The organism is Actinobacillus arthritidis (genome assembly GCF_029774155.1).
In the GTDB taxonomy this organism is placed as follows: domain Bacteria; phylum Pseudomonadota; class Gammaproteobacteria; order Enterobacterales; family Pasteurellaceae; genus Actinobacillus; species Actinobacillus arthritidis.
The window spans coordinates 2,041,134-2,063,323 of sequence record NZ_CP103833.1 but is presented as its reverse complement, the minus strand read 5'-3'; the positions used below and the strand labels follow the sequence as shown (position 1 = coordinate 2,063,323).

Below are 22,190 nucleotides of genomic sequence, written 5' to 3'. Positions count from 1 at the left end.
TTATGCACAAAACGATGCAACAAAAAGCGGCAGAAGCCCATAATATGTGTAAACTGAAAGGCGATTCAATGCTAGATAATAGCGATCGCCAAATTGCTTTTGAGGCAGTCTACGATAACGAAGATCAAGCACAACAAGCGGTCAAATTTTTCACAGAAAAAGCAAAATCAGTGGAAACTGAAGCCTGTACAATTCAGCACAGTATTAGCCCGATTGAAGACGGTTTTTTAATGCAAATGCAGATTGAATTTAGTTGTCAGGCGGAAGTGGCTTTATTCCAAATGGCTGTTAGGTAATTCGATCTTTAGATGAACAAAGAGCTGAAGTATTTACTTCAGCTCTTTGTTTTAGATTTATTTACCTTCGGTTTTTTGTTCTTTTTTCAACATATCTTCAGGAATAAAACTTTTTTGAACTTTTTCCATATGCGGAAGGTTGTGTGCAATACCTTTATGACAGTCGATACAGGTTTTGCCTTGCTCTTGTGCCATTGCGTGCATTTGTTGTGCCACGGTTTTCTGTTGAGTAAAGTCCATATCTTCAAAGTTATGACAGTTACGGCACTCTTGAGAATCGTTAGCTTTCATACGCGCCCATTCACGTTCCGCCATTTCTAAACGATGTGCTTCAAATTTTTCTTTAGTATCCACTTTACCGGTAAAGTGTGCATACACTTCTTTTGAAGCGATGATTTTACGTTTCCACTTATCAAGGAATTCGTGTGGTACGTGACAGTCTGAACAAATTGCTTTTACACCACTACGGTTTGAATAGTGAGCCGAAGCACGATATTCAGGCACAACGTCATTCATATGACAGTCTGAACAGAATTGTTCGGTATTGGTATGCTCTAAGCCTTGGTTAAAACCGCCCCACGCTAAAATACCGCCAATCGCAGAAATGATAATGAGTGTACCGGCGACCATTTTGCTCGGCGTACGGAACCAGTTCCAAAATTTCTTAATCATCACCTTTCTCCTTATTTAGCTTGTGTTTGACGAATCGTGTCAAATTTGTTTTGAATAATCGGATTTACGTCCGTTTGTTGTACGTGGCACTGTAGGCAGAAGTAACGACGTGGTGAAGTTCCTTCCGTCGGTTTACCGTCACGATCCATAAAGTGGCTTGCCGGCACACGTGTCGCACCGGTTGTCGGCGCAACTTCAGGGCTGTGACAACCTAAACATTGGTTGGTATTTTTCGTTACTTGTAAACCACGAATACTGTGCGGCACAAGCGGTGGTTGGTAAGGGAAAGTTACAGGAATGTTGCCTGCATCTTTCTGTGCATTGGTATAAGCAGGGGCAACACTTTCCACTGTGCTATCAATACTTTTTGCCACCTGCGTTTCCGCCACGGCAAAACCCGCCAAAGCGGTCAATAAGAGGGTGAGATATTTTCTCATGTTAAATCACTCCGTTTTAAAAATTAAAAAGGGTTATAAATCTCCCTCTTTAGTAAAGAGGGGTTAAGGGAGATTTTACAAGCGGTGGATATCCGCCAAATTTTTGTAAATTTGAGATTCTTAAATCTCCCCCTGCCCCTCTTTTTCAAAGAGGGGAGTTTTGTTAAACATTTTTCACTTCAATACTGCCTTGAAAGCGTGTACCGAATGCAAAGACTTTCTCTGCACACACATCGATACAACGTCCGCGACTAATACAGTCTTTCGATAGGACGACTGTGCTGTCTTCCGGTTTACCGTGTAATGGAACTCTTAATACTTGAGGTTCCGGACATACGTTGTAACAATCCATACAGCGGTCACAACGGTTACGATCTACGACATTTACTTTTACGACACTTTTCGCACCAATCAAGGCATAAGTTGCACCGATTGGGCATAAATGTCCGCACCAACCGTGTTCGACTACTAATAAGTCAAATAGGAAAATAACCGCGACTAACCATATTGTTGCACCTAAACCGTAAACAAATACTCGTCCTAATGCGACAACCGGGTTAATCCACTCCCACAATAACGTTCCCGAGATAGCACTGCCGACTAAAATCATCGCTAAAATCGCATAACGTAAATTACGCGAGATTTTCGCACTTTGGCGAATCCCTAATTTACGTCTTAACCATGCGGCAGTATCCGTCACAATATTCATTGGGCAAACCCAACTGCAAAAGGCTTTACTTGCCACAATCGCATAAAATGCCACGATAATCAGGGCGCCTAAAACCGTTGTCCATTCCGGTAGGTAACCGGTCGCTAGGCTTTCTGCCGTCATTAGCGGATCGCTCATTGGCACGCTATCAAACAGCATACTGCCGCTATAGTTACCTTTTAAGATCCAAACATTCCAAAGCGGTCCGCTTAAAAACATTAAGATAATGCTTAATTGGCTCAAACGACGCAGAATGAGAAAGCGATAAGCTCGCCACCAGCCTAATTTTTGTCGAGCCTCAAGCCCTGCATCCTTAGGTTTATTCGATACGTATTTCACTTCAGCCATTATTTCACCCCCTTAATGTTTAAATCTAAGTTAGGGAAATGCTCCGCTTCCGGCACCGTGGTTGATTTCGGTACGTAATCGTAAGTGGCACGATTTGGCGTTGCGACTTTCTGATTCGGCTGAACCTGCATAAATTGGTAAGTCGGTTCGCTCATTCCTTCCGGCATACGCGCATCTAACGCAGGACGTAAACCGTCCGGATGTTGATCTTCCAATAACGCCTTACCGGCATTTTGTTTTTCTTTCCAACCTAAGCGGTAATGTCTGCCTAGTAACCCTTTGGCGAGATCCATCGGTAACACTTTGATTGTCGCTTCTTCTAGTACACAAGCCTGTTCACACTTCCCACAACCGGTGCAAGCATCGGAATGGACTGTCGGAATTAATTTAGCGTGAATATTGGTTCTGTCGTTGTGGATACGCTCTAACGTAATCGCTTTATCGACTAATGGACAAACGCGATAACAAACATCACAGCGTAAACCTTGCCAGTTCAAGCAAGTTTCGTGGTCAAGCAATACGGCTAATCCCATGCGAGCATCATTGATATCGGTGAGTTCCTCACTCAATGCACCGCTTGGGCAAGCGTTCATACAAGGAATATCAACGCACATTTCACAAGGCTTATCACGTGCCACGAAATAAGGCGTACCGGCTTCCATTGGCGAAATTAGGCTAGCCAAATGCAACATATCGTACGGACAAGCCTGTACGCATTGTCCACAGCGGGTACAAGCCGCTAAAAAGTCTTTTTCAGGTAATGCACCCGGTGGACGAAGCGCTACACCTTCTTTTGCATTTGCTTGTTGTTGCTGTAATCCGAGAATCACACCAACACCGCAAATACCGGTCGCCGTTCTGGTCGCATTTTTCAAAAATTGACGGCGATTTGGGTCAAGTTTCATAGTAGTATCCTTTTTATAAGTGGTTGAAATTCAAACAACTTTCCACTTATCTTATCCCCCTCTTTAGTAAAGAGGGGTTAGGGGAGATTTGTACGATATTTAAATTCTTTAAAATCTCCCCCAGCCCCTCTTTTTCAAAGAGGGGGGCTATAATTACGCCTTAACCACTTTAACCGCACATTTCTTGAAGTCTGTCTCACCTGAAATCGGGTCTGTCGCATCTAACACTAATTTATTGGCCAACTGACCGGCATCGAAGAAGGTCGTGTAAATTAAGCCTTCCGGACACTTGTTACGACCACGTGTATCTAAGTGGGTAATCATCTCACCACGGCGGGTAATTAATTTCACTTTGTCACCGTGACGTAAACCACGTTTTTTCGCATCTGTCGGGTGCATCCAACATAAGTTGTTCGGGAACGAACGGTGTAATTCCGGCACACGACGTGTCATCGTACCGGTATGCCAATGTTCAAGTACACGACCGGTACATAGCCATAAATCGTATTCTTCATCCGGACTTTCTGCAGGTGCTTCGTAAGGTACGCCTAAGATGATCGCTTTCTTATCCGGATAACCGTAGAACGATACACCTTCGCCAGCTTTCACATACGGGTCAAAGCCTTCACGGTAACGCCATAAGGTTTCTTTACCGTCAACTACCGGCCAACGTAAACCACGTACTTGGTGGTAAGTATCGAAATCCGCTAAATCGTGACCGTGACCACGACCGAATTGTGCATACTCTTCAAATAAACCTTTTTGTAAGTAGAAACCGAAGTGCTCCGCTTCATCATTGATATAACCCGGCACGTTAGTCGGCACTTTATATTTGTTTACTTCACCGTTGAGGTAAAGCACTTCATAAAGAGTTTTACCACGGTATTCCGGCATTTGCGCTAACAGTTCTTCGCCCCATACTTCATCCGTTTTGAAGTATTTTGAGAACTCAACAATTTGCCATAAATCTGAACGAGATTCGCCCGGGCCTTTCACTTGCTGACGCCAGAATTGGGTACGGCGTTCCGCATTACCGTAAGCACCTTCTTTTTCTACCCACATACAAGTTGGAAGAATTAAGTCCGCCGCAACCGCACTTACAGATGGATACGGATCTGAAACCACGATAAAGTTTTCAGGGTTACGCCAACCCGGGAAAATTTCTTCATTAATATTCGGGCCACCTTGCATATTGTTGGTACAAAGTTGCCATAAGAAATTCAGTTTACCGTCTTTTAATGCACGGCTTTGCTGTACTGCCGGGAAGCCCGGTACAGTTGGAATTGTGCCTTTTGGCAATTTCCACGCTTTTTCTACGATCTCAACGTGTTTCGGGTTAGTTACCACCATATCTGCCGGTAAACGATGTACGAAAGTACCCACTTCACGTGCTGTACCACAAGCTGACGGCTGACCGGTTAATGAGAACGGACCACAACCCGGTGTTGAGATTTTACCCGTCAATAAATGTACGTTATAAATCATATGGTTAACCCACACACCACGTGTATGTTGGTTAAAGCCCATCGTCCAGTAAGAAACCAGTTTTTGTTCTGGATCCGCATACATTTTCGCTAAAGTTTCTAGCTGATCTTTCGGCACGCCTGAAATTTCGTGTGCTTTTTCTAATGTATAAGGTGCAACGATTTTCTTAAACTCTTCAAAATCGGAATCGTGCATTTTACCTGCGGTTTTTGCATTTTTAGCCGCTTGTTGGAGCGGATGTTCCGGACGTAAACCGTAACCGATGTCGGTTTCACCACGTTTGAACTTGGTGTGTTTATTCACGAAATCCCAGTTAACTTTATCGTTTTGGATAATATAGTTTGCAATATAGTTAAGAATCGCTAAATCCGAATGTGGTTTGAAGATAATCGGTGTATCCGCAAGTTCAAACGAACGATGTTCAAAAGTGGACATTACTACGACTTTTACTTTATCGTCAGATAAACGGCGATCAGAAATACGGCTCCATAAAATCGGGTGCATTTCCGCCATATTTGAACCCCAAAGCACGAATGCATCGGTTTTCTCAATGTCGTTATAACAACCCATCGGTTCATCCATACCAAAGGTACGCATAAACGCAACTGCCGCAGACGCCATACAGTGACGTGCATTCGGGTCGATTGTGTTAGAACGTAAGCCGGCTTTCCAAAGTTTTACTTTCGCGACACCTTCAAAAATGGTGGTTTGGCCTGATGAGAACATACCTACCGCATTACCGCCTTTCGCTTTTAAAGTCGCTTTAACTTTTTCCGCCATAATGCTGAAAGCTTGATCCCAAGAAACCGGTGTGAAATCACCTTCTTTATGGAATTTACCGTCTTTCATACGTAACAAAGGCGTTTGTACACGGTCTGCACCGTACATAATTTTGGATAAGAAGTAACCTTTGATACAGTTTAAACCACGGTTTACTTCTGCATCCGGGTCACCTTGCGTTGCAACAACACGACCGTCTTTAGTACCGACAAGTACACTACAACCCGTACCGCAGAAACGGCATGGCGCTTTGTCCCATTTAATACCGTCATCAGCGAGCATAAACATTTTTGACAGGAATTGTCATTCCTGCTGCGATGCATCGCGACGATTGCTGCGTTTGCTTTCATAAAATCTCTACGATTGAGTTCCATAATTTAATGTCCCACATTTATGATTAAATTAAAAAATCTATTCCCCTCTTTAGTAAAGAGGGGTTAGGGGGAGATTTGTAAAAAATCGGAGTAAAATTACCGCTTGTAACACCTCCCCCAGCCCCCTCTTTATCGAAGAGGGGGAGTCTATTTACTTTTCATCAAGGTAATTTGAAATCAGTGATACGACAATCACGCCACTAATGTCTTTTACCTGATCGATTAAATCGGCAAGTGCAAGCTGTCTGTCACTTTCTAGCGTGACCACTAATTTGCCTTCTTCAGCTTTTTCACCGTGAATTTCCGCATAAGGAATCGTTAAAATGTCCGCTTTCACTTGCTCTAGTTTCGCTGGTTTTGCTTGCACAACAAGGCTACAAACATACCAGTTTTTATCTAAATCAAAATTACTCATTATATTATCTCTACATTATTCCCCCATTTAGTAAAGAGGAGTTAGGGGAGATTTGTACGATATTGAAGATCCTTAAAATCTCCCCCAGCCCCTCTTTTTCAAAGAGGGGGGCTAAAAATTTTTATCGCTTTGGTTGGACAGACACTCAAGCAAGCACCACAACCGTTACAAACGGTCAAATCTAGCACTAAATTTGCAATTCCGCCCAATGCTGGACGAAAACGAATGGCTCGGCTTTCACAACTATCACCGCAAGAACGACACTCAACACGTTGTTTTAATAAACAACTGTCTTGCACTTCCACTTTATGCGTCCAAGGCTCTGCTGTGATCGGCAAAAATACATCTGCTTCACAGCTTTGCACACAGGCTTGGCAAAAGGTACATTCGCCGCGGCTGAAATCTATTTCCGGATAACCGCCGGCACCTTTGATGATAATTTGAGTTTCGCAAGCAGATATGCAGTTATTACAAGCGGTGCATTTTTGATAAAAATCTGCAAGATTTGTCCAAGGTGGGCGAATCGCATGATGTCCTTGTTGCTTTACCTGTTCCGTTTGTAACACATTTAAAAAATGACCACGTAAAAAACTGCGCCGAGGTAAAGATTGTTGGCTAAAATCGGACAAAACATCCCCACTACAAGTCTAATTAAATGGTCGGCATTATCCGATTTTTACTGGTCTGCTTTTATTACTCAAAGGAGGTATTTACAGAGGAACGGCAGGAAAAATTGATTATTATCAAAGAATAATTAAAGGAAGTTTTGTATGTAAAGCAAGATTTTAGCGATAATTAGGAACCGTTATTATTTAGCTGAGAAATAAGATGAACCATCTGATTATTTATGCACATCCAAATCCGCAAAGTTTTAACCATGCGATTCTTTCGCAAGTCGTTCAAGCAAGCCAAGATCATCAAGTTATCGTACGGGATTTATATCAACTAAAGTTTGATCCGAACTTAGCTTGGCAAGAATTTCAGTCCAGTCTCACCAGCCAGTACCCGACAGAAATCCAAATCGAACACCGATATTGGCAACAAGCCGATGTCATTACCTTGATTTACCCACTGTGGTGGATGGGCTTTCCGGCAATATTAAAAGGTTACTTAGACCGCGTGCTAAGTTATGGATTTGCTTATCAAAATGGTGAAATTGAAAGTATCGGCTTACTCAAAGGTAAAAAGATCCAGCAATTTGTGACGCTTGGTAATAGCAATGTAAAATATGCACATAAGGGCTTTTTAAAATCACTTGATGATACGTTAGGAAAAGGCATCTTTCAATTTTGCGGTATTGAAGACATCAGAATCCATTACTTTGGCGATATTGGACTAAAAAGCACAGATTATGCTGACATCTTACGGAAAGTTGAGCAAAATTGCAGAGAAATATTGGGATAAATAAAAGCGGTTGATTTTGATAGAAAATTTGTAAATTGTTTCTCAAAACCAACCGCTTTTTTATGCTTTATGCCAAGACTATTAATCACTAAATTTCTTTTTACTCAAATGTAATTAACCAGTCAGGATTCTCTGATTTTGTTCTGTCTATATCGATTGTTTTCCACTCTCTATCAGAGAATACAAATTCTGAGCCATTCTTTTTATATGTACATTTTATATACTTTGGATAATCACTCTCTTCGCTAACAACAAGAATAATTGCTCCTTTATCTTTAATCTCAGAAATTTCCTTAAAAGAAATACAATCATTCAGATCTGAAAGATACAATCTTGTAGCAAATAAACTTCGTGCGGACAATATATTTGTAGTAAATGTTGCTTCACCTAAAAATGCACTTTTTAGATTCACATTAGATAAATCTTTATTGAGTAAATAAACACCTCTTAAATTTGCTAACTCAAAGCTAGAATGATCGATTTTTGTAGAATCGTTAAATACTTGATTTTGCATATTAGCTGATTTGAAAGAACAATTCCCAAACTCAGTATTACCTATATGATTAGCTCCCCAAATATTTTCTGAGAAATCAGAATTAAATATGTAAGAATACTCAAATTGAGTATAATTAATAGTACTATTGTGGAAATCACAAGATAATATGTTTGATGAGATAAAATTACAATTTGATATTCGACTATTTATGAAACTTGTTTCACTTACATTAATAAAATTAAAATCACAATCGCTTAAATCAGAAGATAAGAATGTAGAATCTCTTAAGAAACAGCCACTAAAATTACATTGATATAATTTTGTAGAAGCAAAAGACATTTTTCTTAAATTTGCGCCAGTAAAATCATATGACTGGAGATATACTCTTTGAGAAAACATTTTAAATACATCACTATCTAAGCTTGGATCGCTAAAATCCATACCAGCTAAACAAATATTAGATAAGCCTTTTGTATTTTCTATAAAATATTTACCGCCAGAATCTAATAAGACGTGAGTTATAGCTTTAGCAAGTTCAGATTTTCCGTTCTCAGTAATTTTATCGATCAAAGAACGTGTCTGGTCAATATTGTGTAATATACCCACAGATTTCAATTTATTAAGTTCTTTATTATGTATCGCTTTCCAAGCAGATAATAATAAATTTAATGAAGGTTTCCTAAAACCTTCACCGTGTTCGCCACGAAAGAAAGGTAATAAGTTATATACCGCGCAATTTGCAATCCAACCGCACCATCTCGTTTACTATAAGTTTGTATGGATAAATCAGGTGAAGGAGAATGATATTCTCGTATTTCTTCTATTACTTTCTTCTCTTCACCATTTTCTTCTTTCCATTGGGTCTTCATAGTAACTTTATCTTCTACTAAATGCACTCCACTAACCCATTCGGCTAATTTCTGAAATTCTTTTAAGTTAGTATCTTTACGAGCATTTTCAATTTGCTGAGAGATATTTTGATCTCTAAAATGCCAAATAATAAAAGCAACTGGTGCAGAAGCAATTAAAGTAAATATTGTCCAAAAGCCATTAGTTTTTGTAATGTCCCCAAAATCTAGATCTAATAATTCTGCAATGAATTTTAGATTTAATAGAATTATGCCTGAGAACATTGCGACAAAAATAACCTTTAACCAGTTTGGCATCTTATTACAATGAAACTCACTATCTGAGATTAAATTTTTGAACCACTCTTTGATAGCATTTTTCTCTATATCTATTCTAGATAGTATAGGTTTTAACCAACTTTTCTTATTCATATTTTCTCCATAAAAAAGCGGTAAGTCTGAATTACAAAATTCATTCAGAAACTTACCGCTTGTTTAAGCTAAATAGATTAGTTACCTGTTAACAAATACTCACGTAATTTTGCGAAATCTGCCGGCATGGTGTCAGATAAAAGTTCCATTTTATTATGTTTATCCAATGCTTCCGGTAACGGTAATTCGATGTTAAGAATACGTTCTACCGATTCTTTGAATTTCGCTGGGTGAGCGGTGCAGAGGAAAATACCGGTTTCGCCCGCTTGAAGCTGATCTTTTAACACTTGGTAAGCAATTGCACCGTGCGGTTCGCATAAGTAGCCTTCCGCATATTGTGCTTTTAATGCCGCTTCGGTTTCCGCATCATTTAAGGTCGCTGAACCTAAATCGGTTAACGCCCAACCGTTGCGTTTAAATAATTCTTCCACACGTGGCCAGTTGTTCGGACGGCTTACATCCATTGCGTTTGAAAGCGTTGCAACCGTTGCATTTGGCTCCCATTTACCTGATTTTAAATAACGTGGCACGGTGTCATTCGCATTGGTTGAAGCGATAAAACGTTTGATTGGTAAACCTAGCGTTTTTGCGATTAAACCTGCGGTTAAGTTACCAAAGTTACCACTTGGTACTGAAACCACGACGTCAGAACGTTTTGCTTTTGGTAATTGTGCTACTGCTTCAAAGTAATAACAAACTTGTGCTAATAAACGGCTGATATTGATTGAGTTTGCTGAATTTAAGCCGATCGCTTGGCGTAATTCTGCATCGTCAAACGCTTGTTTTACTAATGCTTGGCAAGCGTCAAAGTCCGATTCGATCGCAACGGTACGAATGTTGCCACCTAAGGTACAGAATAATTTTTCTTGTAACGGGCTGATTTTGCCTTTCGGATAAAGAATTACTACATTGATATTTTCTAAACCATAGAATGCGTGAGCAACCGCCGCACCTGTATCGCCTGAGGTTGCGGTTAAAATGGTGATTTTGCCGTCACCACGCACGCTTGCCAGTGCTTGTGCCATAAAACGACCACCAAAGTCTTTAAACGCTAATGTTGGTCCGTGGAACAGTTCAAGTGCGTAAATATCGTCATTCACTTTTGCTAATGGAGCTGGGAAAGTAAACGCATTTTTTACCATCGCATTTACCGTTTCTTGCGGAAGTTCGTCACCAATTAGTCTTTGCAAGAATTTTTTGGCTACGCTCAACTAAAGGTAGATCCAGTAAAGCATCAATATCGTCAAATTTTGGTAACACTTCAGGGAAAAATAACCCTTGATCTTTACCTAAACCTTGGCGAACGCCTTGTGCAAAATTAACTTGTTCTTCGGGGTATTTGATGTTGTATAAATTCATTAGGAAAAGTCCTTTATTGTTGAGAGTGATTTTTCTGATTCTAGCTATTATCGTTCGTTAGTCAATGCAAAAGGCGTAAATAAGCGGTATTATTTGCACAAATTCTTACAAGAAGGAACTCGCTATGAAAACCAAAATTCGAAAAATCTCGGCACAAAAGCATATCGCTTTAGTTGCTCATGACAGTTGTAAACAAAGCCTGATTCAATGGACGTTACAACATAAAACGGTTTTAGCTCCGCATACGCTATATGCTACCGGCACAACCGGACATTTATTAGCACGTGAAAGCGGTTTAAATATACACGCATTATTAAGCGGACCGATGGGCGGTGATCAGCAATTAGGCGGATTAATCGCAGAGAAAAAAATTGATATGCTGATTTTCTTTTGGGATCCGATGAACGCCGCACCGCACGATCCGGATGTCAAAGCATTAATGCGTATTGCCACGGTTTGGAATATTCCGGTTGCCATTAATGAAACCAGTGCTAATTTCTTACTTAACGCATCATTATTCCATCAAGACATCGAAATTAACGTACCGGATTATGACGGCTATCTTGCCGAACGTTTAGGCTAGTTTCTCGCTTTTCGCTTGTTCAAGCGGTCCGATTTGCTTTAAAATTTGCAAAATTTATCCCAAATTCGACCGCTTCTTATCATGAAAAACTTCCTCAAAAAACTTCGATTCGATTGGTTATCAGAAAATATAATTAAAACACTACCAATCTTTATTTCGATTAATCTTGTTTCGATTGTCGTATGGCAGTTACAAATGTCACATTTGGCAATGTCGCTAATATTAGGGGTCATTGCCGGTGGTTTGGTCGATTTGGATAATAGCCCGTCAGGTAGAATTAAAAATCTGATCTTAAGTCTTATCGCCTTTGCCATTTCATCATTAGGTGCTCAATTTTCATTGAGTTTTGGCTGGCTGTTTTTACCGGTCGCGATGTTAAGTACCTTTATTTTAGTGATGCTCGGTGCGATTGGGCAACGTTACAGTACCATTGCATTCGGTTCATTAGTGGTAGCGGTTTATACCAGTTTAGTCTATACCCCGGAACATATTTGGTACGGCAATATGTTAATGATTTTATCCGGTGCATTACTTTACGGTGTCGTCGCATTGATTGTCCACTTATGTTTCCCAAACCGTATCGTACAGGAAAATTTGGCGAAAGCTTATGATGCGTTGGGTGCTTATCTACAAGCAAAATCGGAATATTTCGATCCTGATGATGATGATCTTGCCGCCAAACAACTCGCCTTAGCAAAAGCCAATCAACACATTATCCAAACTTTCGACCAAACTCGTGTTTCTCTGTTCTACCGTTTACAAGGACATAATCGCCACACACGTACGCACCGTTTGTTACGTTACTATTTTACCGCTCAAGATATTTGGGAACGGGCAAGTTCAAGTCATTACCAATATCACGAATTATTCCAACAATTAAAAAATAGTGATCTGATGTTTCGTTTCCAACGTGTAATGGAATTACAGGCGATTACCTGTCAGCGTGTTGCTTCCGCCTTACGTCATGGCGAAAGCTATCAGCATAGTATAAGAGGCGAGAAAGCATTACAGGGATTACTCAATTCGCTTAATTTTCATTGTGAAAGAGGGCTAAAATCTGCACATCGTTGGCAATCTATTGCAGAAAATTTACGGAATATTGAAGGACAATTAACTCAAATCGAACAACAAAACAGCGTAGATAATCTACGTAAAGAGGTCATCAAATCGACTCGCTTAATTGCCGAAAATGTGTCCGGCATACGCAATATGTTTAAAGCGATTCGTAGCCAATGTACCTTATCTTCGCAGTTATTTCGCCACGCAATCCGCTTATCCGTCGTGGTCTTTGCTTGCAGTTTAGTCGTACAATTATTAAATCTAGACGGTAAAGGTTACTGGATTTTACTGACCGCGGTATTTGTCTGCCAACCGAATTATTCCGCCACCAAAAAACGTTTAATTCAACGGATTATCGGTACAGTATTAGGTGTATTTATCGGCTTCCTATTCCAATATTTCTCGCCAAGCCTAGAAGCACAACTCGGATTAATCAGCATTACCGGTAGCTTATATTACTTCTTCCGAGTCAGTAATTACGGTTTTTCGACCTTTTTTATCACATTATTAGTATTCGTGAGTTTAGATGTATCAGGATTAGGAGCTGAAAATGCACTGTTGCCTCGCTTATTTGATACGCTCATTGGTACAGCATTGGCATGGTTTGCAGTTTCATTTATTTATCCGGACTGGAAATATTTTAATCTCCATCGTAATTTACAAAATACACTTGTCGCCAGCGGACAATATTTACGGCATATTTTGGCACAATTACAATTCGGTTATAACGACCAATTAGCCTACCGTGTTGCTCGCCGTGACGTGCATAACCATATTTCTGCACTTAGTGCGGTCATTGCAAATATGCACAGTGAGCCCAAAAAATATCAGGAAGCCTTGGCATTCGCCCCTAAATTATTAGGAATCACTTATACTTTACTCGGTTATATTTCTGCATTGGGTGCTTATCGGGTGGAAAGTTCGGAATTGAGCCATAATATTGATTTTTCAGCGGTATTCTTCAGTAAAGGAAAACAGGTTGTTGATATTTTAGAAGCAATCGCGGGGCTAAAAAATAGAGAATTACCTTTACAACTAACCGAAATTGATACCACACTAAGTCAGTTTGAGCAGACTTATCAAGACAGTAATGATAAACGTGCGCTTGTTTTAGTTCAGCAACTACGAATGATTATCCAGTTATTACCACAACTACAAGAATTAGTCGGTAAAGAACGACGCTATACAGAAAGAGGTTAACGATTTACCGATAAAAAAGAAGCGAACTATGCTAAACAATAGATCGCTTCTTTTATATTTAGAGCTGATAAATAACCGATTTCCCAGAAGGTAATGCAACCGAAATTTGTAATTTACCGCCAATCGCATCAATATAGCGTTGTATGGAAGATAGTTTTATATCCGTACCACGTTTTTCCAACGCAACGACTGATGGCTGACTAATTTGTAACTTGCTCGCAATTTCTTGCTGGGTAATTCGAAGCTCTTCACGTAAATGACTTAACTTCAAATCTAAGCACATCGTTGTTTCATCCGCAAAGGATTGAAGGTGGTGAAGTTTATTTTGTTTGAGGATGTCTCCTAGCTTTTTTTCTTTCATTATTTTGACCTCATATGAACACTGCAACATAAATTGCAATCAATTAAAAATCGGTTGCCAACCATATCGGATAATAATGTCTAATGCACGCCAAAATCACTATTTTTGCGATCTAGATCGCAAAAATGAGAAAAAGAACTTGTTTTTTGCCAAAATTTAAGCGGTCAATTCACTTGCAAAAGTTACAAGAAAATCGACCGCTTATTAAGTATTATGCACTCTGCTTATTAAATATTACCACAACCATTATCTAAATGAGCACGGATAAACCATTGTAATTTTTCTAATGCACGAGTTTGAGCCACTAATAAATCTTCACTAATCGGATCTAAATGACCATTATGCTCAAGTACCACACGGTGTGCTTCAATATTGTGTGAATAATATGAATCAATCACTTTTAAGTGATCTTGTACTGTTGCACGACCTAACGGATACTCTGGTGTTTGACGTGTTGCCACTAAATTACCTGATAAACCATTCGGTGCAACACCTAGTGTTGCCATACGCTCTGCGATTTCATCCACAAAATCACGGACTTCATCAACTTGGCTATCTAACATTTCGTGTACCGCAACGAAGTTAGGACCTACAACATTCCAGTGTGCGTGTTTTAAGATCATCGATAATTCATTTAAACCTTGTAAACGTGTTTGTAACGCATCCGCAATTAAATGACCAGTAGAAACCGTTAAACCGGGAACGGTATGTGTTGCGTTTTTATGGATATCGGCACTTAATTCTTTTGTTTCGGTATCAAGTTTTAATACAGGAAATGTGATTGTTTTAGTTGTCATAACATATACTCCTATTGTTTTATTTTTCATCATTTAACTGGGCAAATTATGAGTAAAAATGATTAATTTGTCTAATTGTTATCGCAGATAAGTGCGATTGGTTTTAATAGTTAAAACTAATCAAGATTAGTTATATGATAGCTATTTTCTATTAATGATTCTGAAATTCATTTGCAACAAGATTATTATTTACTCATAGTAAATAGTTATTCAATAAATTATCTATTTATCTACCAATAGAGCCTGCTTAAAATACTCACCATCAACAAGCGGTCCAATTTCCGCAAAAACCAGCAACATATAAGGAATTTAAAATGTTACAAGTTAGAAAAGCAAGTGAACGAGGCGACGGCTCATTCGATTGGTTAGAAAGTTATCACACATTCTCTTTTGCGAATTATTATGATCCAAAGCATATCCATTTTTCACATTTACGTGTGATTAACGAAGATTTTATCGCACCGGCTCGCGGTTTCGGTATGCACCCACACGATAATATGGAAATCCTCACTTATGTACTTAACGGACGTGTCGCACACAAAGATAGTATGGGAAATCAAACCGAGGTTAAAGCGGGCGAGTTTCAAATTATGTCGGCAGGGACAGGTATCTTCCATTCGGAAATGAACCCGGATTTAGAGGAAACTTTACATCTTTATCAAATTTGGATTATGCCGAATCAAAAAGACGTAACACCTCGTTATAGCCAAGATAAATTTGCCGATCGTGAAGGTGGTACACTCATTTTATCGCCGACAGCCGAACAAGGTTCATTTAAAATTTATCAAGATATGAAATTATGGCGTTATCAATATACTGCAAATAAAAATGCACAAATTGAATTGGATAGTAACCGTTCATATTGGTCGCAAGTGGTAAAAGGTCAATTAAGTGTAAACGGTACAAAGGTTGAAACGAGTGATGCGTTAGGCATTCGTGCTGAGCAATTACTTACGATTCAAACCGATAGCGATGTTGAGTTTTTATTATTTGATTTAGTCTAAAAGAGAGCCACGGATTTATTCCGTGGTTTTTTTGTATAAATACGCAAACGTTTGCGTAGCTCGGCTAGTCAAATAAGCAAAACAACGCTATACTCTTTGTTCCCATTTAATAATATGCAAACTCGAGGAAGCAACAATGAGCAATTCAGTAATTACCGTAATCGGTAAAGATCGTGTCGGCATCGTGTACGATGTATCAAAAATCTTAGCGGAAAATCAAATTAATATCGTAAATATTAGCCAACAATTAATGGACGATTTTTTCACGATGGTAATTTTAGTAGATACCAGCAAATGTGCTAAATCATTCCCACAATTAGCCGAGTTTTTCACGCAAGAAAGCAAAAAATTGGCGTTAGATATTCGTATCCAAAACGAAGAAATTTTCAAAGCGATGCACCGTATTTAAGGGAGTGGCGAAATGAGTATTCAATCCAGCGAAATTATTGAAACGATAAAAATGGTCGCCGATCAAAATTTTGACGTGCGAACCATTACCATCGGTATCGATTTACACGATTGTATCAGTGCTGATATCGACCAATTAAACCAAAATATTTATCAAAAAATTACTACCATCGGCAAAGACTTAGTCGAAACTGCCAAAATCCTTTCCGCCAAATACGGCGTACCTATCGTTAACCAACGTATTTCCGTCACGCCTATCGCACAAATTGCGGCGGCAACCAAAGCGGATTCTTATGTTTCTATCGCACAGACTCTCGACCGTGCGGCAAAAGCAATCGGCGTATCTTTTATCGGCGGTTTTTCTGCATTAGTACAAAAAGGCATGTCGCCTTCCGATGAAGTTTTAATTCGCTCAATTCCGGAAGCAATGAAAACCACCGATATCGTATGTAGCTCTATCAATATCGGTTCAACCCGTGCCGGAATTAATATGGATGCGGTAAAACTTGCCGGCGAAACGATTAAACGTACTGCCGAGATTACCCCGGAAGGTTTCGGTTGTGCCAAAATTGTGGTGTTCTGTAATGCGGTGGAAGATAATCCGTTTATGGCGGGTGCATTCCATGGTTCGGGCGAAGCGGATGCGATTATTAACGTGGGCGTTTCCGGCCCGGGTGTGGTGAAAGAAGCGTTAGAAAATTCAAATGCGACAACACTGACCGAAGTGGCGGAAGTAGTGAAGAAAACCGCATTTAAAATCACCCGTGTTGGCGAATTAATCGGTCAAGAAGCGTCAAAGATGCTGAATATTCCGTTTGGTATTTTAGACTTATCACTAGCACCGACACCGGCAATCGGTGATTCCGTTGCTCGTATTTTAGAAGCGATGGGTTTAAGCGTGTGTGGCACACACGGCACGACAGCCGCGTTAGCATTATTAAATGATGCGGTGAAAAAAGGCGGTATGATGGCATCAAGCTCAGTAGGCGGTTTAAGCGGTGCATTTATTCCGGTTTCGGAGGACGAAGGGATGATCGCGTACGCAGAGAGCGGAATCTTAACTTTAGATAAACTAGAAGCGATGACGGCAGTTTGTTCGGTTGGTTTAGATATGATCGCCGTACCGGGTAAAACACCGGCACACACCATTTCCGGTATTATTGCCGATGAAGCGGCAATTGGTATGATCAACAGCAAAACTACAGCAGTTCGTATTATTCCGGTAACCGGTAAAGATGTCGGCGAAAGCGTAGAATTTGGTGGCCTACTCGGCTATGCACCGATTATGCCGGTCAAAGAAGGTTCATGCGAAGTATTCGTGAATCGTGGTGGACGTATTCCGGCACCGGTTCAATCAATGAAAAACTAATGGCTATTTAGCCTTAGCACTTATAACCAAGCGGTCAATTTCAGTAGGAATTTTGCAAAAACTCCTGAGAAATTGGACCGCTTGTTTATCTATGCCTTTACTTTCTATCTGGCTATCTTAGGTTATTTACCGATACAGAATGAGCTGAAAATATTACCTAACAGATCATCTGAGGTAAATTGACCAGTAATTTCGCTTAACGCATTTTGTACCATACGCAATTCTTCTGCGAGTAATTCACCAGCGAAGAATTGGGTTAATTGGATATGACCACGTTCTAAATGCTCTGCGGCAGTTTCCAATGCTTGTAAGTGGCGACGGCGAGCTAAAAAGCCACCTTCGGTCGAGCTTTGATAACCCATTGATTTTTTAAGATGTTCACGCAGTAAATCCACTCCCACTTTGGTTTGTGCCGATAAACGAATCAAAGTAAAGCCGTCCAACTCTTGTAAGCCTTCAGCCTCGCCGGATAAATCCACTTTGTTACGAATCACGGTGACCGGAATGTTTTGCGGTAATTTAGCTAAAAAGTCCGCCCATTCGGTCTTAAATGCTTCGGCTGTTTGTTCGGTGCTGTCGATCATCAATAAAACGTGATCCGCCTGCTCGATCTCATCCCACGCACGTTGGATCCCAATACGTTCCACTTCATCGCTCGCTTCACGCAAACCGGCAGTATCAATAATATGCAACGGCATCCCGTCAATATGAATATGCTCACGCAATACGTCACGGGTAGTGCCGGCGATATTGGTTACAATCGCCGCCTCTCTGCCCGCTAACGCGTTTAACAGGCTCGATTTACCGGCATTCGGACGACCGGCAATCACCACTTTCATCCCTTCACGTAAAATCGCACCTTGTTTCGCTTCTTTGCGTACGCCGTTAAGTTGGCGAATAATATCGTTTAAATGCCCTTCGATTTTACCGTCCGCTAAAAAGTCGATTTCTTCATCGGGGAAATCAATCGCCGCTTCCACATAGGTACGCAGATAAATGACCGAATCAACTAACTGATTAATTTTATTGGAAAATTCACCTTGTAGTGATTTTAACGCCGAACGTCTCGCCTGTTCGCTGGTCGCATCAATTAAATCGGCGATCGCTTCCGCTTGGGCAAGGTCGAGTTTATCGTTTAAAAACGCTTGCTCGGAAAACTCACCGGCACGGGCAATGCGTATCCCTTTAATCTCTAAAATACGTTTCAGTAAAATATCTAAGATAACTTGACCGCCATGCCCTTGTAGCTCTAACACGTCTTCGCCGGTAAACGAATTTGGTGCTTTAAAGAACAATGCAATACCTTGGTCTAACACCGTGCCGTCTTGATCTTTAAACGGCAAATAATTAGCTAGACGAGGTTTTAGCTCTTTACCTAATACTTCTTTTGCGACAGTCTGAGCTAATGGTCCTGAAATGCGTAAAATGCCCACGCCCCCACGACCAATCGGGGTGGCTTGAGCAACAATCGTATCTTTCATTGGGTATCCCTTCTTATTAAAGAAGCGGTCTTTTTTGCAAAAAAATTTGCAAATCAGACCGCTTGTCATTGTCTTATCATACCATAAAATGAGAGGGACTCCATTTTATGATTGAGCAGTGATTAAGCTAAAACTGCCAATGCCGCTTCGTAATTCGGTTCTTGTTTGATTTCAGAAACCAATTCGCTGTGTAACACACGATTGTTTTCATCTAATACAATAACAGAACGTGACGTTAAACCGGCAAGCGGACCGCTTTGAATATCTACACCTAATGCACTATGTACATCTTTGTTACGGAATGTTGAAAGAGTTTGAACATTTTCAATACCTTCCGCACCGCAGAAACGAGCTTGTGCAAAAGGTAAATCCGCAGAAATACAAAGTACCACAGTATTCGCTAAGTCAGCCGCTTTCTGGTTAAACACACGTACTGAAGTCGCACATACACCGGTATCAATACTTGGGAAAATATTTAATACTTTACGTTGACCGGCAAAACTCGCTAAGGCAACATTTTCTAAGCCGCTATTAACTAAGCTGAAATCAGCGACTGTATCACCGACTTGGGGAAAATTACCGGCAACCGTGATCGGATTACCCATTAAAGTTACATTACTCATCTTAAACATCCTCTTGTTGGAACTTTGATTAATATAACGACTTTTATTCCTCGTTTAAACCTTTTAATAAAATAAGTAAAATTTGCTATACTTCAGTAAATTTTTAAGAAGTACAATCTTTATTCACAGTCAAGGTTACCTATGTTAAAACTCCTTCGTATTATTCTGATCGCAACACTGGCGATTCTTATTTCCCTCTTTGGGACTCTTTATGCTTTCGTGCGTTTACGTCATCCAAGTTCTGTGAGTATCGTCGCTAAAATGTACTCAATGATGCACCACTTAGTCGGACTAAAAGTCATTTATCGTCCTCGCCCGGAATTTAACCAATCTGCAATTTATATCGCTAACCACCAAAATAATTACGATATGCTGACTATTGCCGGTATGGTTCCGCCTCGCACGGTGACTATCGGCAAAAAAAGCCTGATTTGGATTCCGTTTTTTGGGTTAGTCTACTGGGCGACCGGTAATATTTTTATTAACCGTGAAAAACGCAGTAGTGCAATCAGCACGATGAATAAAGTTGGCGAAATTATTCGTGAACGCCACATTTCAATTTGGATGTTCCCGGAAGGTACACGTAGCCGTGGCAGAGGTTTATTACCATTTAAAACCGGTGCTTTCCATACTGCAATTGTTGCCGGTGTACCGATTGTGCCGATTGTTTGTTCTTCACTACATAACAAAGTTGATCTAAACCGCTGGAACAACGGTGTTGTTATTTGTGAAACTTTAGAACCGATTGATACTAGTGGTTATAACCGTGACAATATTAAAGAATTAATCGAAAAAAGTTATGCAATTATGGCGGCAAAAATCGAAGCGTTAGATGCTGAGGTTGCTACATTAGAAGCAAATACGAAAACAAACTAATTAAAGATGATGAATCTGACTAGAAGACAATTACTTTCTCGCTCGGCGATTACGGCGGCAATGCTTTCTGTGCCTAAAACCGTATGGTCTATGGAGCGTCAACCATTAAAAATCCCACCGATTATTGATGTCGGTCGAGGTCGTCCCGTGCGTTTGGATTTACGTCCGGCACAAACACAATTTGAGAAAGGTAAATTGGTGGATGTATGGGGGGTAAACGGTCAATACCTCGCCCCAACCGTGCGAGTGAAATCCGATGACTTTGTTAAATTGACCTATGTGAATAATCTACCACAAGCCGTTTCAATAAATATCCAAGGTTTATTAGCACCGACCGAAATGATTGGCTCCGTTCATCGAAAATTAGAAGCCAAAAGCAGTTGGTCACCGATTATTTCCATCCATCAACCGGCATGCACCTGTTGGTATCACGCCGACACAATGCTTAATTCAGCATACCAACTTTATCGTGGTCTGGCAGGACTTTGGATTATTGAAGATAATCAAAGCAAACAAGCGGATTTACCGAATAAATACGGCGTAAATGACATTCCACTTATTTTACAAGACCAACAACTCAACAAACAGGGCGTGCAGGTTTTGGATACCAACCAAAAGCAGTTCTTTGGAAAACGCCTGTTCGTTAATGGACAAGAATCGGCTTATCATCAAGTAGCCCGCGGTTGGGTTCGTTTACGCATCGTCAATGCATCGCTCTCTCGCTCTTACCAATTGCGTTTAGACAACGATCAGCCATTACATCTGATTGCTACCGGTATCGGAATGTTAGCCGAACCCGTACCGTTAGAAAGTATAAATTTAGCCCCTTCTGAACGTGTGGAAGTCTTAGTTGATCTCAATGAGGGCAAAACCGTTTCGCTAATAAGCGGTCAAAAACGAGATATTTTTTACCAAGCGAAAAGTCTATTTAGTGATGATAATGAGTTAACTGATAATGTTATTTTAGAACTTCGTCCGGAAGGCATGGCGACAGTATTCACGAACAAACCGAGTTTACCGCCATTTAATACGGAAGACTTTCAATTAAAAATTGCACAAGAACGCCGTCTTCTTATTCGTCCGCTCGATCGTTTAGTCAATCAACAACGTTTTGATCCTAAACGTATTGATTTTAATATAAAACAAGGCGACGTTGAGCGTTGGTATATTACTAGTGATGAAGCGGTCGGATTTACCCTACAAGGTGCAAAATTCCTGATTGAAACTCGTAATCGTCAACGCCTTCCGCATAAACAGCTTGCATGGCACGATACGGTTTGGTTGGAAAAAAACCAAGAAGTGACTCTTTTAGTACGCTTTGAACACTTATCAAGCCCACAATTACCTTTTACCTTCGGCGTATCTGATTTTATGTTACGTGACCGTGGTGCAATGGGACAATTTATTGTTAGCGAATAAGCGGTCCGATCTGTCGCAAAATTTGCAAAAAATTGAAAAAAATAACCGCT

21 protein-coding genes and 2 pseudogenes are annotated in these 22,190 nt (G+C 40.3%); 9 read left to right on the top strand and 14 right to left on the bottom strand.

The features are described 5' to 3' along the window. The first annotated feature begins 2 nt into the window (after window positions 1-2). The gene (locus NYR89_RS09910) at window positions 3-296 is read left to right on the top strand and encodes a YfcZ/YiiS family protein (RefSeq protein ID WP_279445670.1); all 294 of its coding nucleotides are present in this window, start codon (window positions 3-5) and stop codon (window positions 294-296) included. A gap of 57 nt (window positions 297-353) precedes the next feature. Here NYR89_RS09910 and NYR89_RS09905 read toward each other — a convergent pair whose 3' ends face one another. The 7 genes and pseudogenes from NYR89_RS09905 to napF all read right to left on the bottom strand — a co-directional run bounded on the left by NYR89_RS09905 (window position 354) and on the right by napF (window position 7,050). Continuing rightward, window positions 354-968, bottom strand: coding sequence for a cytochrome c3 family protein (locus NYR89_RS09905; protein ID WP_279445669.1), 615 nt, complete (start codon window positions 966-968; stop codon window positions 354-356). An 11-nt stretch (window positions 969-979) separates the two neighbouring features. Continuing rightward, window positions 980-1,405 carry a nitrate reductase cytochrome c-type subunit gene (locus NYR89_RS09900; RefSeq protein WP_279445668.1) on the bottom strand — a complete coding sequence of 142 codons (426 nt, stop codon included), beginning with the start codon at window positions 1,403-1,405 and terminating at the stop codon, window positions 980-982. A gap of 163 nt (window positions 1,406-1,568) precedes the next feature. After that, window positions 1,569-2,462, bottom strand: a complete 894-nt coding sequence (napH, locus tag NYR89_RS09895; protein ID WP_279445667.1) for a quinol dehydrogenase ferredoxin subunit NapH — start codon at window positions 2,460-2,462, stop codon at window positions 1,569-1,571. Further along, a complete protein-coding gene (gene napG / locus NYR89_RS09890) occupies window positions 2,462-3,367 on the bottom strand; it encodes a ferredoxin-type protein NapG (RefSeq protein WP_279445666.1) in 906 nt (301 codons plus the stop codon). Before napG ends, napH begins: the two co-directional genes overlap by 1 nt. A gap of 153 nt (window positions 3,368-3,520) precedes the next feature. Further along, window positions 3,521-6,006: pseudogene (napA, locus tag NYR89_RS09885) on the bottom strand (nitrate reductase catalytic subunit NapA). A gap of 151 nt (window positions 6,007-6,157) precedes the next feature. Continuing rightward, a complete protein-coding gene (locus NYR89_RS09880) occupies window positions 6,158-6,421 on the bottom strand; it encodes a chaperone NapD (protein WP_279445665.1) in 264 nt (87 codons plus the stop codon). A gap of 98 nt (window positions 6,422-6,519) precedes the next feature. Beyond that, window positions 6,520-7,050: a ferredoxin-type protein NapF gene (napF, locus tag NYR89_RS09875; RefSeq protein WP_279445664.1), complete on the bottom strand. Its 531-nt coding sequence runs from the start codon at window positions 7,048-7,050 to the stop codon at window positions 6,520-6,522. A gap of 199 nt (window positions 7,051-7,249) precedes the next feature. Between napF and NYR89_RS09870 the strand changes: the two genes are divergently transcribed. Further along, entirely contained in the window at window positions 7,250-7,825 is a 576-nt protein-coding gene (locus NYR89_RS09870; RefSeq protein WP_279445663.1) for an NAD(P)H-dependent oxidoreductase, read from the top strand. A gap of 100 nt (window positions 7,826-7,925) precedes the next feature. Here the strand turns inward: NYR89_RS09870 and NYR89_RS09865 are convergent, their stop codons facing one another. From NYR89_RS09865 to thrC, 3 genes and pseudogenes are all read right to left on the bottom strand, one after another. Beyond that, entirely contained in the window at window positions 7,926-8,927 is a 1,002-nt protein-coding gene (locus NYR89_RS09865) for a pentapeptide repeat-containing protein (RefSeq protein ID WP_279446675.1), read from the bottom strand. Between the two features lie 59 nt (window positions 8,928-8,986). Then, window positions 8,987-9,601, bottom strand: a complete 615-nt coding sequence (locus NYR89_RS09860) for a hypothetical protein (RefSeq protein ID WP_279445662.1) — start codon at window positions 9,599-9,601, stop codon at window positions 8,987-8,989. Window positions 9,602-9,678: 77 nt separating this feature from the next. Continuing rightward, window positions 9,679-10,960: pseudogene (gene thrC / locus NYR89_RS09855) on the bottom strand (threonine synthase). Between the two features lie 124 nt (window positions 10,961-11,084). Between thrC and mgsA the strand changes: the two are divergent. Continuing rightward, window positions 11,085-11,543 carry a methylglyoxal synthase gene (mgsA, locus tag NYR89_RS09850; protein ID WP_279445661.1) on the top strand — a complete coding sequence of 153 codons (459 nt, stop codon included), beginning with the start codon at window positions 11,085-11,087 and terminating at the stop codon, window positions 11,541-11,543. 81 nt (window positions 11,544-11,624) lie between these two features. Next, window positions 11,625-13,802 (top strand): YccS family putative transporter, encoded by a 2,178-nt coding sequence (yccS, locus tag NYR89_RS09845; RefSeq protein WP_279445660.1) that lies wholly within the window; start codon window positions 11,625-11,627, stop codon window positions 13,800-13,802. 58 nt (window positions 13,803-13,860) lie between these two features. On the opposite strand, the gene NYR89_RS09840 is transcribed toward yccS, so the two are convergent. Beyond that, on the bottom strand, window positions 13,861-14,163 hold the full coding sequence (locus NYR89_RS09840) for a helix-turn-helix domain-containing protein (RefSeq protein WP_279445659.1): 303 nt from the start codon (window positions 14,161-14,163) through the stop codon (window positions 13,861-13,863). Window positions 14,164-14,390: 227 nt separating this feature from the next. Beyond that, complete coding sequence (locus tag NYR89_RS09835; protein ID WP_279445658.1) at window positions 14,391-14,960, bottom strand: Dps family protein; 570 nt, start codon at window positions 14,958-14,960, stop codon at window positions 14,391-14,393. A gap of 314 nt (window positions 14,961-15,274) precedes the next feature. Here NYR89_RS09835 and NYR89_RS09830 point away from each other — a divergent pair, with 314 nt between their 5' ends. From NYR89_RS09830 to NYR89_RS09820, 3 genes are all read left to right on the top strand, one after another. Beyond that, window positions 15,275-15,964, top strand: coding sequence for a pirin family protein (locus tag NYR89_RS09830; RefSeq protein WP_279445657.1), 690 nt, complete (start codon window positions 15,275-15,277; stop codon window positions 15,962-15,964). Between the two features lie 136 nt (window positions 15,965-16,100). Then, entirely contained in the window at window positions 16,101-16,373 is a 273-nt protein-coding gene (locus tag NYR89_RS09825; RefSeq protein ID WP_279445656.1) for an ACT domain-containing protein, read from the top strand. A 12-nt stretch (window positions 16,374-16,385) separates the two neighbouring features. Continuing rightward, window positions 16,386-17,741: a PFL family protein gene (locus NYR89_RS09820; protein WP_279445655.1), complete on the top strand. Its 1,356-nt coding sequence runs from the start codon at window positions 16,386-16,388 to the stop codon at window positions 17,739-17,741. A gap of 122 nt (window positions 17,742-17,863) precedes the next feature. Here NYR89_RS09820 and mnmE read toward each other — a convergent pair whose 3' ends face one another. Both mnmE and tpx read right to left on the bottom strand, forming a co-directional pair. Beyond that, window positions 17,864-19,222: a tRNA uridine-5-carboxymethylaminomethyl(34) synthesis GTPase MnmE gene (gene mnmE / locus NYR89_RS09815; protein ID WP_279445654.1), complete on the bottom strand. Its 1,359-nt coding sequence runs from the start codon at window positions 19,220-19,222 to the stop codon at window positions 17,864-17,866. A 122-nt stretch (window positions 19,223-19,344) separates the two neighbouring features. Next, complete coding sequence (gene tpx, locus NYR89_RS09810; RefSeq protein WP_279445653.1) at window positions 19,345-19,845, bottom strand: thiol peroxidase; 501 nt, start codon at window positions 19,843-19,845, stop codon at window positions 19,345-19,347. 141 nt (window positions 19,846-19,986) lie between these two features. Here tpx and NYR89_RS09805 point away from each other — a divergent pair, with 141 nt between their 5' ends. Both NYR89_RS09805 and NYR89_RS09800 read left to right on the top strand, forming a co-directional pair. Next, window positions 19,987-20,721, top strand: coding sequence for a 1-acylglycerol-3-phosphate O-acyltransferase (locus tag NYR89_RS09805; RefSeq protein WP_279445652.1), 735 nt, complete (start codon window positions 19,987-19,989; stop codon window positions 20,719-20,721). A 6-nt stretch (window positions 20,722-20,727) separates the two neighbouring features. Continuing rightward, a complete protein-coding gene (locus tag NYR89_RS09800) occupies window positions 20,728-22,140 on the top strand; it encodes a multicopper oxidase domain-containing protein (protein ID WP_279445651.1) in 1,413 nt (470 codons plus the stop codon). Window positions 22,141-22,190 lie beyond the last annotated feature (50 nt).